The organism is Nocardia sp. KT25-26 (genome assembly GCF_056627695.1).
In genome coordinates, this window is the sequence record NZ_CM152813.1 from 192,056 (window position 1) to 205,144 (window position 13,089).

General features: G+C 69.4%; 14 protein-coding genes. 5 read left to right on the top strand and 9 right to left on the bottom strand.

Annotated features, from left to right (window positions below; genetic code table 11):
* Positions 1-78 precede the first annotated feature (78 nt).
* Positions 79-435 (bottom strand): hypothetical protein, encoded by a 357-nt coding sequence (locus tag AC1HFH_RS00930; protein ID WP_480245529.1) that lies wholly within the window; start codon positions 433-435, stop codon positions 79-81.
* Between the two features lie 183 nt (positions 436-618).
* Between AC1HFH_RS00930 and AC1HFH_RS00935 the strand changes: the two genes are divergently transcribed.
* The 4 genes from AC1HFH_RS00935 to AC1HFH_RS00950 all read left to right on the top strand — a co-directional run bounded on the left by AC1HFH_RS00935 (position 619) and on the right by AC1HFH_RS00950 (position 4,832).
* Positions 619-1,263 (top strand): hypothetical protein, encoded by a 645-nt coding sequence (locus AC1HFH_RS00935; RefSeq protein ID WP_480245530.1) that lies wholly within the window; start codon positions 619-621, stop codon positions 1,261-1,263.
* Entirely contained in the window at positions 1,260-2,090 is an 831-nt protein-coding gene (locus tag AC1HFH_RS00940; RefSeq protein WP_480245531.1) for a methyltransferase domain-containing protein, read from the top strand. The genes AC1HFH_RS00935 and AC1HFH_RS00940 overlap by 4 nt, the downstream gene beginning before the upstream one ends.
* 119 nt (positions 2,091-2,209) lie before the next feature.
* The gene (locus AC1HFH_RS00945) at positions 2,210-3,562 is read left to right on the top strand and encodes a WS/DGAT/MGAT family O-acyltransferase (protein WP_480245532.1); all 1,353 of its coding nucleotides are present in this window, start codon (positions 2,210-2,212) and stop codon (positions 3,560-3,562) included.
* 151 nt (positions 3,563-3,713) lie between these two features.
* Positions 3,714-4,832 (top strand): NAD(P)H-dependent flavin oxidoreductase, encoded by a 1,119-nt coding sequence (locus AC1HFH_RS00950; protein WP_480245533.1) that lies wholly within the window; start codon positions 3,714-3,716, stop codon positions 4,830-4,832.
* 240 nt (positions 4,833-5,072) lie between these two features.
* On the opposite strand, the gene AC1HFH_RS00955 is transcribed toward AC1HFH_RS00950, so the two are convergent.
* The 4 genes from AC1HFH_RS00955 to AC1HFH_RS00970 form a co-directional block, all read right to left on the bottom strand.
* Positions 5,073-5,843, bottom strand: coding sequence for a GntR family transcriptional regulator (locus AC1HFH_RS00955; protein ID WP_480245534.1), 771 nt, complete (start codon positions 5,841-5,843; stop codon positions 5,073-5,075).
* A gap of 116 nt (positions 5,844-5,959) precedes the next feature.
* On the bottom strand, positions 5,960-8,389 hold the full coding sequence (locus tag AC1HFH_RS00960) for a flippase-like domain-containing protein (protein WP_480245535.1): 2,430 nt from the start codon (positions 8,387-8,389) through the stop codon (positions 5,960-5,962).
* A 56-nt stretch (positions 8,390-8,445) separates the two neighbouring features.
* Positions 8,446-9,171 carry an SDR family NAD(P)-dependent oxidoreductase gene (locus AC1HFH_RS00965; RefSeq protein WP_480245536.1) on the bottom strand — a complete coding sequence of 242 codons (726 nt, stop codon included), beginning with the start codon at positions 9,169-9,171 and terminating at the stop codon, positions 8,446-8,448.
* Positions 9,168-9,683, bottom strand: a complete 516-nt coding sequence (locus AC1HFH_RS00970) for a hypothetical protein (protein WP_480245537.1) — start codon at positions 9,681-9,683, stop codon at positions 9,168-9,170. Before AC1HFH_RS00970 ends, AC1HFH_RS00965 begins: the two co-directional genes overlap by 4 nt.
* A gap of 297 nt (positions 9,684-9,980) precedes the next feature.
* Between AC1HFH_RS00970 and AC1HFH_RS00975 the strand changes: the two genes are divergently transcribed.
* Positions 9,981-10,586: a GDSL-type esterase/lipase family protein gene (locus tag AC1HFH_RS00975; protein WP_480245538.1), complete on the top strand. Its 606-nt coding sequence runs from the start codon at positions 9,981-9,983 to the stop codon at positions 10,584-10,586.
* A gap of 14 nt (positions 10,587-10,600) precedes the next feature.
* On the opposite strand, the gene AC1HFH_RS00980 is transcribed toward AC1HFH_RS00975, so the two are convergent.
* The 4 genes from AC1HFH_RS00980 to AC1HFH_RS00995 form a co-directional block, all read right to left on the bottom strand.
* Positions 10,601-11,569, bottom strand: a complete 969-nt coding sequence (locus tag AC1HFH_RS00980) for an MBL fold metallo-hydrolase (protein WP_480245539.1) — start codon at positions 11,567-11,569, stop codon at positions 10,601-10,603.
* 62 nt (positions 11,570-11,631) lie between these two features.
* A complete protein-coding gene (locus AC1HFH_RS00985; RefSeq protein ID WP_480245540.1) occupies positions 11,632-12,024 on the bottom strand; it encodes an RNA-binding S4 domain-containing protein in 393 nt (130 codons plus the stop codon).
* Positions 12,025-12,027: 3 nt separating this feature from the next.
* A complete protein-coding gene (locus AC1HFH_RS00990; RefSeq protein WP_480247997.1) occupies positions 12,028-12,588 on the bottom strand; it encodes a C40 family peptidase in 561 nt (186 codons plus the stop codon).
* 160 nt (positions 12,589-12,748) lie between these two features.
* A complete protein-coding gene (locus AC1HFH_RS00995) occupies positions 12,749-13,018 on the bottom strand; it encodes a hypothetical protein (RefSeq protein WP_480245541.1) in 270 nt (89 codons plus the stop codon).
* Between the last annotated feature and the right edge of the window lie 71 nt (positions 13,019-13,089).

The following is a 13,089-nucleotide window of genomic DNA, read 5'->3' on the forward strand; positions in this document are numbered from 1 at the left end:
TCGGCCGGCGCGGCCGGCGGCAGCTGTGATGGCGGGCTCCGGCCGAAGTGGCGGGCACTTCGGCCTGACGCCGGCCGGTCAGCAGCGGGCGATACAGAGTTTGGTGAGCAGCGCGCGGCCGGCGTCCGGCGGACCACGGCGGGTGATCGGGGCGATCCCGGCCGAGACCGGGAGGGCGAAGACCATGGCGGTTTCCGGCGGCAGCAGTAGCGGTTCGGGCGTCGCCGGCGCCGTCGCCGACAGCTGTGCCGGTCCGTGCCGGTCGGCGACGCAGTGGTCGACGCAGTGCACGACCGGGTCGGCCGACCCGGCGGCCACCCGGTGCGCATGCGCACCTTCCGCGAGGCAGCTGAGCAGTGGGGCGGCGACGGCGAGCACACCGATCGCCGCGATGACGACGAATGTCCGCCGGGTCAACCACCCGGACACCGTCATGCGCCGCAACCTCCGTGGTCGAAAACCCTTGCCGATCAGAACCCTCGCGATCCTACTATGCAGATACGTAGGACGAGTCCGGCGGCAGGTGGGGCGGCGGGCGCCCGGCGCGCCGAAACACCGAACGGCGATGACGCGCCGGAACAGTAGGCCGTGGCCACCCTGCGATGCAATGATCGGCGGGTGACCCCGTGGCTTCCCTTCCTCAGCGCGCTCATCGTCGCGGCCGCCGTCCTCGCCGCTGTCCTGGTCAACGACCGAACCCATCGGCGGGCTCTCGGCGCGGCGGAGGAACGCGGCCGGACCGCCCAGGAAGTCGCCCGGCGCAGTATGGAGCTGGCCGCCGCCGCGGCGGAACGCCGGGAACACGACGCCTGGCGGCGGGACAGTGTGCTCGCCTCCGTTGCCACCGTGCTGGAATCGGTGGCCGAGGTACGCCAAGACCTCACCGGGTGCACTGACTGGGATGTGGTCACCCCCGAGGAGGTCGACGCGGTGGACGCCCGGCTGCACCGCAAGCTCGGGGAACGCCCGGCCGCAGTGATCACCCGGCTGCGGGTGCTGGCGCATCGGCGCATCCCGGCCAAATGCGATGATCTGCTGCGCACCCTCACCGCCGCGCAGAACATCACCGTGCAGCGGCTGAAGCTGGAGATCGACCCGGAAGCCACGGCCGAGGAGATCGAGCAGATCCGCCAGCTGTGGCAGAAGGCGCTGCTGCACACCGCCGAACAGGAGCGGTCCCTGGTCGAGGTGACCCGCGCGGAACTCGGCATCGAGGTACCGAAGCAGCCCGCCCAGCTGGAATTGGTGCGGGAATCGGCGTGAACGCGGGCATACACGAGGACGAACCGCTGGACGAAACCACATACCTGCTGGGCAGTCCTGCGAACGCCCGGCACCTGCAGCGTGGACTGGATGCCTGTGCATCGGGCCGGTTCGTGCCCGGTGAGCGCCTCGACCTCGCCGATGGTGCCGAGGCCGGTGGCTCGGCGGTAGGCGGAGGCTTGTCGACAGCCGAGGCGGCCTACGACGCCCGGGCCGCCGAATACGCCGAATTCATCGCCGCGCGTCCGATCGCGACGCCGGTGGACCGGGGATTGCTGACCGCATTCGCCGAAGAAATGCGCCCGGGCGGGCCGGTTCTCGACGCGGGCTGCGGCCCCGGACAGCTGACCAGATATCTGGCGGACCTCGGCCTGCGGGTCCGCGGCCTCGACCTGGCGCCCCGAATGGTGGAACTGGCGCGCCGGGATTCACCGGGTCTGACGTTCGACGTCGGGACGGTGACCGCACTGGACCACCCGGATGCGGGGCTGGCGGGCATCCTCGCCTGGTATTCGCTCATCCATCTGCCGCCGGAGCAACTGCCGGTGGTCGCCGCCGAGTTCGCCCGGGTACTGGAGCCGGGCGGTATCGCCCTGCTCGGCTTCTTCACCGGCGACGAGCTCGACGTATTCGATCATCGGGTGGCCCCGGCCTACCGCATTCCGGTTCCGCACCTGACCGAGATCTGTGCCGCGGCCGGACTGCGGGAGATGGCTCGAATGGTTCGCGAACCGGGCCCGGATGAACGATTCCGCCAGGGGCGGTTGCTGGTTCGGCGTGAAATCGATCGCCCTGCAAAAAGTGGGCCGGGCACGGTAGATTTGTAGGCGGTGCAGTCGGCGGGCGGTTTCTTTCCGCCCGAGCCGCAGCGCCGGCCCGACAGTGTGGTCGATCGACATTTGCCCGACAAAAGTAGGTTCCACTCCTGTCAGGGGGCTATTTCGTCATGGAGTTCATCGCACCACTGGACGCGCTCTTCCTGGTCGCCGAATCCCGGGAACACCCGATGCATGTGGGTTCGCTACAGCTGTTCGAGCCACCGGAGGGGGCGGGTCCGGACTATCTGAGCGCGGTCCGGGAACAGCTGGTCGCCGACACCCGCTGCCATCCGACCTTCGACAAGCGGCCCGCGACCTGGCTGGGCGCACCCCAGCTGGCCTGGACCCACGACGACCGGGTGGATCTGGACTATCACGTCCGGCAGTCCGCACTGCCGACGCCGGGACGGCTCGGGCAGCTGCTCGATCTGGCCTCCGGCCTGCACGGCGCCCTGCTCGACCGGCATCGGCCGCTGTGGGAGCTGCATCTGGTGGAGGGTCTGGCCGACGGCCGGTTCGCGATGTATTCGAAGATGCATCACGCCCTGATCGACGGCGTCTCGGCGCAGCGGCTGATGCGCCGGACATTCACCACCGACCCGGCCGAACCGGCGCGCGTGCCGTGGAACCTCCCTCGCCGGCCCCGCCGCGAACCGACCACCGGAATCGGCAAATTGTCCGGTTTCACGCGAAACATCCGGTCGGCCGGGCCCTCCGGAACGGCCCTGTTGCGTGCCGCCCGCACCGGCCTGGTGCAACAGCAGCTGACTCTGCCCTTCGGGGCGCCCCGCACGATGTTCAACGTCCCGATCGGCGGCGCCCGGCGCTGCGCCGTGCGTTCCTGGCCGATGGACCGGGTCCGGCAGGTGAAGAAGGCGACCGGCACCACGGTCAACGACGTGGTGCTCACCATGTCGGCCGGTGCGCTGCGGGCCTACCTGCTGGAGCGCAATGCGCTGCCGGACAAGCCGATGATCGCGCTGGTGCCGATGTCGCTGCGCGCCGAGGACGACACCGACACCCAGGGCGTGAAGATCGCCGCGCTGCTGTGCAACCTGGGCACCGATATCGCCGATCCACTGCAGCGGCTGCGGGTGGTCAGTGAATCGGCGCAGCAGAACAAGGAGGTGTACCGCTCACTGACCAGCATGCAGTCGATGGCGCTGGCCGGGCTGATGCTCAGCCCGCTGGCCACCATGCTGCTGCCCGGTTTCGCCTCGGTGAGTGCACCGCCGTTCAATATCGTCATCTCGAACGTGCCCGGCTCGAGGGAACAGCAGTACTGGAACGGGTCCCGCCTCGATGCGGGCTATCCGTTGTCGATTCCGCTGGACGGCCAGGCGGTGAACATCACCCTCACTTCCAACGGCCCGAACCTGGACTTCGGCCTGGTCGGCTGCCGCCGCACCGTGCCGGATCTGCACCGGCTGCTCGACCACCTGGAGGACTCGCTCAGCGCCCTGGAGGAGGCCGCGATCTGAGCGGATCCGCCCCTTCCGCCACAGAATTAGAACATGTTACAGTTCGCGCAGAGTCTGATGCAGCCTGCGTGCGGCACCGGCCTGCACCCGGGTCGGCGCTGCTCACGCGGTCAACGGTGCCCCACCGAGGGCAGGTAGGAGACAGCGGCCGATGCGTACCGAATTCTGCGAGCAACTGGGCATCGAGTTCCCCATCTTCGCGTTCACCCACTGTCGCGACGTCGCCGCCGCGGTGAGCAATGCGGGTGGCCTGGGTGTCCTGGGAGCAGTCGGCTTCACCGCCGAGGAACTCGAGGTCGAACTGGCCTGGCTGGACGAACACGTCAACGGGATCTACGGCGTCGATCTGGTGATCCCGGCGAAGTACGAAGGCCAGGACATCGACAATATGACCCCGGAGGAGCTGGAGGCCAAGCTCGCCGGCCTGATCCCGCAGACCCACCGCGACTTCGCGCAGAAGCTGCTCGCCGACCACGGGGTACCGCAACTGCCCGAGGGCGAGCACCACAACGAACTGCTCGGCTGGACCGCCACCACGGCCGCCCCGCAGATCGAGGTGATCCTGCAGCATCCGAAGGCCAAACTGGTCGCCAATGCGCTCGGCACCCCGCCGGCCGATGTGGTCTCCCGGATCCAGGAATCCGGCCGGGTGATCGGCGCGCTGTGCGGTTCGGTCCCCCATGCGCTCAACCACAAGAAGGCCGGCCTGGATTTCGTCGTCTGCCAGGGCACCGAGGGCGGCGGCCACTGCGGCGAGGTCTCCTCGCTGGTGTTGTGGCCGCAGGTCGTCGAGGCGATCGGCGATATGCCGATGCTGGCCGCCGGTGGGGTCGGCAACGGCGCGCAGGTCGCCTCGGCGCTGGCCATGGGTGCGGCGGGCGCCTGGACCGGTTCGCTGTGGCTGACCGTCGAGGAGGCCAATGTGCCGCCCGCGCAGATGTCGACCTACCTGGACGCGAGCAGCAACGACACCGTCCGCTCGCGGGCCTGGACCGGTAAACCGTGCCGGATGCTGCGCAACGACTGGACCGACGCCTGGGGCGCCACCGACACCCCGGACCCGCTGCCGATGCCGTTGCAGATGATGGTCGCCCTGGACGGCGTCAAACGCGGCCACCGGTACCCGGAAGCCGCCAAGGACGTGAACTTCAACCCGGTCGGCCAGGTGGTCGGCATGATGAACCGGGTGGAACGCAGCGCCGAGGTGATCGAACGCCTGGTCCGCGAGTACGTCGCCGCATGCGATCGGCTGGAGAAACTCAACAGTTGAGCGGCCACCCGGGCCGCACCCTGCCACGCTGCGTGCGGCCCGGCTCGTCGGCATCCCGGCGCTGGACCAGCGGCACTGTCCCAAACCACCCCTGTCCGGTGGTAGCGACCGCGAGACCGGCCGGTAACCGCACCTCGGAGTGCCGATGGTGCCCGCGAGCCTCGGGAACCGGCTGCCGAACCTCGGTACCGTCGGCGGCATTTGCCGCAGCCCGCTCCCAGGTCCGGGTCACGGCAGGAACTACGCGGTTGCGGCCCGGTGCTCCGCCGGTTCCCGATACCCGAGCAGCTCGGCGAACCGGGCCACCACCTTTTCGTGATACATCCCGAGCAGGTCCTCGAACAGCGCCAGCTGTGGTTCCGACGGCGGGCTGCCGGTTTCCCAGACCGCCACCAACGCACGCCAGACCAGGATGTGTAGGTCCGGTGCGGCCGCGAAGTAGGCGGTGACGGCTTCGGGGATCTCCAGGATCATTTCGCCGATCGAGTTCAGCACCGCCCGGTGCATATGCATCCCCAGCTCGCCCAGCAACCGGCGCAGCAGGTCCAGTTCCAGGGTGAGCAGCCGGGCATGATCGACCACATCGCAGCGCGCCAGCCGCTCGAGTTCGTCGACTGCCTCGGCCAGTTCGGCCGGGTCGATCAGCGGCGCACCGGCGGTGTAGGCGAGCAGCGCCTCCAGCACGATGCCACGCTCGGTCTCCACCAGATCACCGAACATGGTGACGGCGGTGTCGAGATCGCCGATGGCGAACCGGAACAGGTGCCGATAGGTGTCCAGGCCGCCGTCCCGCCGGACATCGCGGATGGTGAAACCCTTCCCGCGGCGGGCCTCGACGAAGCCGTAGGACTCCAGCCTGCCCAGCGTCAGCTGCGCGGTCGCCCGGTTCATCCCGAATTCGTCGGCGACCTGCCGCACCGAGGGCATCAGGCTGCCCGGCGGATACTCACCGGTGGCCACCCGGCGAGCCAGCTCGTCGGCGACATCGGCGACCACCGTCCGGGATCCCATGAATATCGCCCTTTCGACCTAGAAGGTGAGTCCCGGACAGCTTATTGAATCCGCACTGCGTATGCACCGCCGGAGGTGAGCGAACTATCTCACTCCACACCGGGCGTCGCGCCTGGTCAGATCATGTTCTTCCGGGTCAGCCACCGCATGATCGGCCAGCCCAGGAAGACCGGGATCCAGCAGGTCAGCACCCGGTAGAGCAGCACCGCCGGGACGGCCACCTGCGCAGGTAGCCCGAACGCCGCCAGGCCGCCGATCAATGCGGCCTCGACCGCACCGACACCGCCTGGTGTGGGTGCCGCCGCGGCCAGGGTGCCACCGATCATCGTGACGATGGTGACCGTCACGAAGTTGGTGCCGCCGCCGAAGGCCTCCACACTCGCCCACAGGGCCAGGGCCTGGCCGACGGTGATCGCCGCACAACCGCCCACGATCACGGTGAATCGCTTCGGGTCGCGGACCAGGCCCGCCAGTTCACCGAGCACCTCGCGCAACTGGGGCCGCAGGGAAGTGTTCACCCAGCGACGCAGCTTCGGTACGAAGGTGAAGGCGCCGCCGACGCCCAGCGCCACCCCGGCGGCCAAGTAGATCACCGTGGCATCGGGGACGATGTGGGAGATATTGGTGGAGGTACCGGCGACGATGCTGAACATGATCAGCAGCGAGATGTGTGTGACCACCTGCGAACTCTGCTGCAGGGTGACCGCCGCGGTCGCCCGGACCGCACCCAGCCCGGCCTTCTGCAGGAACCGCACGCTCAGCGCCAGACCGCCGACACCGGCGGGGGTGGAGGTGGCGGCGAAGGTGTTCGCCACCTGCATCAGCAACAGGTCCTTCATCCGCACCAGGCCGTCGGCGCAGGCCCACAGCGCGGCCGCCGCCCCGACATAGGTGAGCCCCGAGATACCCAGCCCGAGCAGCGCCCACCACCAGTTGGCCGAACTCAGCTGGCTGTAGAAGGTCGGGACCTGGCTGATGAACGGGTAGGCCACGTACACCAGGGCCACCAGCAGCACCAGTTGCAGGATCTGGTTGCGGCTGAACCGGGTGATCTGTTCGGCCTCGATCCGGTCCTGTCCGGTCTGCTCGCGCACCTCGTCCCGGGCCACCGAGACCACCTCGCCCCAGTCCGGCACCGCCTTCCGGATCGCGCTGGGCATGGCCGATTTGGTGAGCCGGCCGGCCGCTGTGACCACGGCCGGTTCGCCGAGGGTATCGATGGCGGCCCGCACCGCCGGTGTCTTGCCGAACAGCGAGGTCGTGGTGACCAGCAGCTGGGCGATATCGGACTGCCGTTGTACCTGTGCGGAGCCGAATTCGGCGGCGGAGAATCCACCGAAGACCGTGCTGCCCTTGTCGACGCGGATCTGGCCGGGTTCCAGGTCGCCGTGCGTGATCTGGTTGTCGTGCAGCAGGCCGAGTGATTTCCACACCCCGGGCAGAACCTCAGCAGACAGTTCCGCGAGCGCGGTGCCGCGGGCCACGGTGTGTGCGTAGAGCGTCCAGCCGCGGTCCAGGGCGGCCAAGGCGACCTGCCGGGAATCGGCCATGCCCAGCTCCCCGATCGCAATGCCCATCAGGGCGCGGTGTTCGACCGCCCGCTGCATCGAACCGTGCAATGGCATGGTCTCACTGGAGCGGAAGGTGATCCAGCGCCACAGCTGCCGCAGCGCACCGAAACTACGCTGGTTCTTGCCGTACATCTCGACGATGAGTTCGGATTCGGTGCCGGTGCCGAACGAACCGGTGCGAGCCTCGTCGTGGCCCGGATCGGCCTCGTCGGACCGGCCGACCGCGGTGGCGAGCACCAGCGGGCCCCGGCCGGCCGGTCGCACCACAGTGAAGCTGTCGACCCGGTAACCACGCCCGGCGAGGACCCGCACCGCCCCGCGCAGCGGAACCTCGAGTGCCGGTGTGCCGACCACCAGCACGATCACCGCACCCACCAGCCAGCCGACGGCCAGGCCGAACATCGCCCGCGCCGGCACCACCAGACTGACCACCAGATGGATCGGGGCGAAGGCCAGCAGCAGAAACCACATCCACCGGCGCGGCCGGGTCGGGAGCCACGGACTGGAGACCGTCAGCATTGCGGCGAGCATCGCGATCCAGCGCGGATCGTCGAGGAACTGGGACAGGAAGGTGTCGATCTGGTCGGGTACCTGCAGATGCCACTGCGGCGTCGACAACCCGGTCGGGGTGATCGACAGGGCCAGCACGGCCAGCAGCCCGGCCGCCGCATAACCGGCCAGCAGCTTCCACTGCCGGCCGATGACCAGCTCGAGCAGGATCGCGAACGGTAGGGCCAGGATGGCCATCCCGTAGACCAGATACACGAGGTTCGACTGGTCCGGATTGAGGAAGCCGACGATCCCGGACACCGAATCTTCCAGCGCCAGCCACTTCGGGCGGGTGACCAGCGACCCGGTGATCACCACACCGACCCCAGCCGTCGCAGCGACGACCCGGATGATGTCGCTGGTCCGGCGGTGCATCGGCTGCAGCAGGCGTCCGGTGACCGGAATGTCCCGCCCGTCGACTCGCATGAGGCGCACGATACACACTCGTAACCGGACCGCCGGTGAGGCGGCGTCGGTGGTGGTCAGCGGGCGGCGGTCCGTTCTCGGACGGTGTACACCCCGGCGGTCCGGGAGCCGGTGTCCAGTTCGACGATCGCCTGCGAGACGGCATCGGGGTCGGTCACGAGCAGCCGTTCGTCCGGGGCAACGGCATTGACGCGGACCCCGAACTCCGCGAATTCGGCGGCCTGATAGCGGGTGAGCTGGTTCAGCGCCGCCTTCGCGGCCGCATACAGGGGTGGGGTTCCGGATACCGGCGGTCCGGCCGCCACCCGGCTGGAAACGTGCACGATTCCGCGGTTCCGAGCGAGGTTCTGCGCGCCGGCGAACCGCCAGCTCTGCCGGATCAGCTCGGCCGACATCCGCTGTGGTACCGCGACTTCGAGATCGAACCGCGGCCCGGCCTCGGCGCTGCCGGCCAAGGTGCTGGTGGCGCCCTCGCGGTAGGACGCCGCGTTCACCAGCAGGTCCACCCCGCCGTACCGGGCCAGCGCCAACTCCACCACCCGGGCGCAGGCGTCGGGTTCGGTCAGATCGGCGCGGACGACGAAGATTCGGGCGGCGTTCTCCGGCAGCTCCCGCTCCGGCGCCAGCGGATCGACGAACCACTCCAGCTGTGACGGTGCGGCGGGCAGCCGTTCCCGGCAGACGGCAACGATGTCGTAGTCGGTGTAGAGCCGCCGGCAGAAGGCGTCACCGAACACCCCGCCGGCTCCGGTCAGCAGGCATACCCGGCGCTCGCCGCTCATCGTTGCACTCCCGCGGTCAGCCAGGTGATCACGGCTGTGCGACCGCTCCCGTCGGTACCCGTATCGCCCTGCCGGACCCCCGGCGCCCGCCGCCAGAGCAGGACCGAATCGTTCCGGGCGGGAATCCGGGCCGCCGCCCCGTCGGCGCCGGCGTCGAGTGTCACCGCACCGGACCCGGAATCACCGGTCATGAAGTAGGTCGCGGTCACCGCCCGGTCGGGGACCGATACCGGGTCCTCGGGTCGGGCCCCCGGTGGCCGGTATTCCAGGACACCGTCGAGTTCGCCACCGGACCGACCGGCGAATCCGCGCAGCAGGCGCGCCCATTCCGGGGCGCTGAACAAAGCCAGCGGCCCGTCCTGCAGCTCACGCAGCGGGATCCGGGTCGGCCGGTCCGGCGCGAACGGCTGCCCGGCGGTCACTCCGGCCAGATGATCGGCGAGCCCCTGCCGGAACTGTGCCGCGAATACACCGCGGGCATGGACATGCGGAAACGGCTCCGTGCGATGCACCCAATGTCGATTGGCGAATAGCTCCGCAAACCATTGCGGTACCCCCGGATGCACGTCTGTCACCCTCGATCACTCCCTCCCGGATGGACCCTCGCATCGTAGGGGGTAACGCCGGTCCGTTGCCCCCGGACCATCCGGGGCGGGCACGTGGTGCCGTTCGACCGCTGCCCGCCGGGACCGGATCGAGTGAGCACCGCGGCAAATGCGACGGCGCCTGTCGCTCGCCGTCGCCCGGGACGGCGCCCCTTGACGGCAAACGGGTATGCCGAGCGGTCCGGCGATGCGAGGATCGGAAGGGTGAGTCGTGATCTTCGTGTCTGTTTCCTGGGTGACTCGTTCGTCGCCGGCGTCGGCGATCCGTTCGGATTGGGCTGGACGGGGCGTCTGGCGGCGCGCAGCTTTGCCGCCGACAACCCGCTGACCTGGTACAACCTGGGGGTCCGGGGCGACACCTCGGCACAGGTCCGTAGCCGCTGGCGCGCGGAATGCGCACCCCGGCTGATCCCCGGCACCGAAGGCCGGGTGGTGCTGTCCTGCGGCACCAACGACACCCATGCCGAGAACGGCAACCCCCGGCAATCGGCCGAGAGCTCGGTGCGGACACTGACCGATCTGCTGGGTGAGTTCGCCGCAGCCGGACTACCCACCCTGGTCGTCGGGCCGCCGCCGGTCGCCGACGAGGCGCATACCGCCCGGATCACCCTGCTCGACAAACAGTTCGCGCATGCCTGCGAGGGCGCGAACGTCCCCTATGTGCCGGTGGTGACGGCCCTGCAGGAAGATGCGGTGTGGATGGCCGATGTCGCGGTCGGCGACGGCGCGCACCCCGGCGCGGGTGGCTACACCGTGCTGGCCGAGCTCATCGCACCGCACTGGGACGCATTCGTCGCGGCGCCGGACTGACCCGGCGCGGTCCGTCAAGCACTGCGCGCCAAGGCAGTGACCGCGGCGTGGTCGTGTGCCGCGATCACCTCGATCTCCGGGGGCAGGGCATGCAGCCGGTGGATGACGGCGAAGGCCTCGTCCCGGTCGGCGTCGAAGAGCCGGCCGGGCATCGGGGCCTTCTCCCGGATCAGCTCGATCTGCAGTCCGCGCCACACCGCATCGCCGGCGAACAACACCCGCCGGTCCCCACCGACGTGCAGCAGCACCCCGACGCTGCCCGGGGTGTGCCCGGCCAGGTCCACCAGCAACACCGAACCGTCGCCGAACACATCGTGGCTGCGCTCGAAGGTCAGCACCGGCGGGCCGTCCAGTTCGTACAGGTCGAAGGTCCGGCCCCGGAGCGGCCCGCGGGCCACCCCGATCGGCGCATGCGAACCGCCCATCGCCCAGTCGTATTCGACACTCGGCAACCGGATCGGCACCCAGCCGGGCAGCTCGTAGAGGCCGGAGACATGGTCCCAGTGCAGGTGGGTCGGCAACACGAAGTCGATATCGGCACCGCTGAGGTCCCGGGCGGACAGGGCATCGGAGAGGCCGAGCACCGGCCGGTCCGGCGACACCAGCAGCGGGACCGGAAAGGGTAACTCCGGCAGCACCCGGCCGTGCACCCCGGTGCACATGGCGGGATCGATCAGGAACCGGCCCTGCGGATGTTCGACCAGGAATGCGGACATGGTGAGCGGGAGTTCGCCCAGACTGCGCACCCCCTCGGCGACGATCGTCTTCGGCGCCGACATTCCGGCCTGCTGCAGCACGGTGACCGTGACCTGCTCCCGGGCCTCGGGTGGCGACACCGAGGTGAGCCGGTCGAGCAGAGCGGTATCCGGCTGCCGGGGCCGCAGCAGCCGGGCCGGGGTCACTGCGAGCGCCGCACAACACTGCAGAACGGTGGGGAGTGTCGGAGTTCGTTCGGCGGCGAAAGCAGGGTGCGGGTCGGCCATACAGGTCACGGTAGGCGATGCCGGGAGTGCCCACCACCGGACCGGAATCGCCTGTTCGGGGCCTAGCGGTCCCGGCCCATCAGCCGGTCGGTCTCCCGGCGCTCCCGTTTCGTCGGGCGGCCGGAGCCACGGTCGCGACGGGGCTGAGCAGCGAGAACTTCGCGCGGCGGCGGTGGCGGGCTGCGGTCGATCAGGCACTGGGCCGCGACCGGTGGACCCACCCGTTTGTGAATGATGCGTTCGACGACCACGATCCGCTCGATACCGCCCTGCCGGACGCGCACCTCGTCACCGGGCCGCACCGGCTGGGCTGGTTTGGCGGCCACACCGTTGACCCGCACATGACCGCCGCGGCAGGCCGCGGCGGCGGCGGATCGGGTTTTGAACAGGCGCACCGCCCAGGTCCACGAATCGACCCGGGCCTGGGTGGTGGAACGTTGGGGTCCGGGGGACACCCGTCAGAGAATACGCCGGGCGGTGACGACGTCGTCGGGGCTGAGGTGGGTGTAGGACACCGGGGTGCCCGACTGGACGGCATTGAGCAGCTGCCCGTCACCGGCATAGATGCCGACGTGGCCGCCGCCGTTGGTGATCACGATATCGCCGGGCCGCAGGTTGTCGAACGCCACCGGGGCGCCGACGTGCGACTGCTCGAAACTGGTGCGCGGCAGCTCGACACCGGCCTGCGCGAAGGCCCACTGGACCAGACCGGAGCAGTCGAAGCTGTACGGACCGGTGGCGCCCCAGACGTACTGCGCGCCGACCTTGGACTTGGCGTGGTCGAGCGCGATATCGCCGGCCGTCTGCTGCTCGAAGGGGTTCTCGAACGGTGCGGCGGGCGCCGGGGCGGCCGGAGCGGCGGGCACCATGCCCTGGAGGGAGTCGGCGAACTGCTGGGCCGGTTCCTCGAACTCGGGTGGCAGATCGACGTCGACGTCACCGAAACCGGGGATGTTGAAGGTGGCGGCCATGGCGGGAACCGCGGGCATCGCGCCGGTCGTGGCGGCGACCGCGCCCATCACCAGGGCACCCTTGACGGAATTCGGCAATGTGGCTTCGCGCTGCAAGCTGTGTTTACCCACCGAGCTGCATCTCCGATCTAGCTACTAGCGACTGACTCCACTAAGTCACGAGAAGATTACGACCAGGACGCGCTCATGTCCAGTGGAGCACACAGCTTTATGACAATTCACGTTCCAGGCGGGCGATTCGGCGGTGCGCCTCGGCGAGTTCCACCTCGAGTTCCGCCAATGCCGACACCAGCGGACCGACCGCCATATCGGCGACCAGATCGGGTTCATCGGGCTGGTCCGGACTCTGCCGCCGGCGCTCTCGGATCGCCAGCAGCAGCGCGGCCCGGATCCGCGTGGCGCGCCGGGCCTCGGCCGGCAGTTCCCATCCGGCCACGATATCGGTGATCGTGGGCAGCTCGGCCGGCTCCTCGGGCATGAAGTCCGTTCTCCTCTGCGGTCGGTCGTGCGATCGGAATCAATAGCAGTATCTAGGACACATCGCAGAGA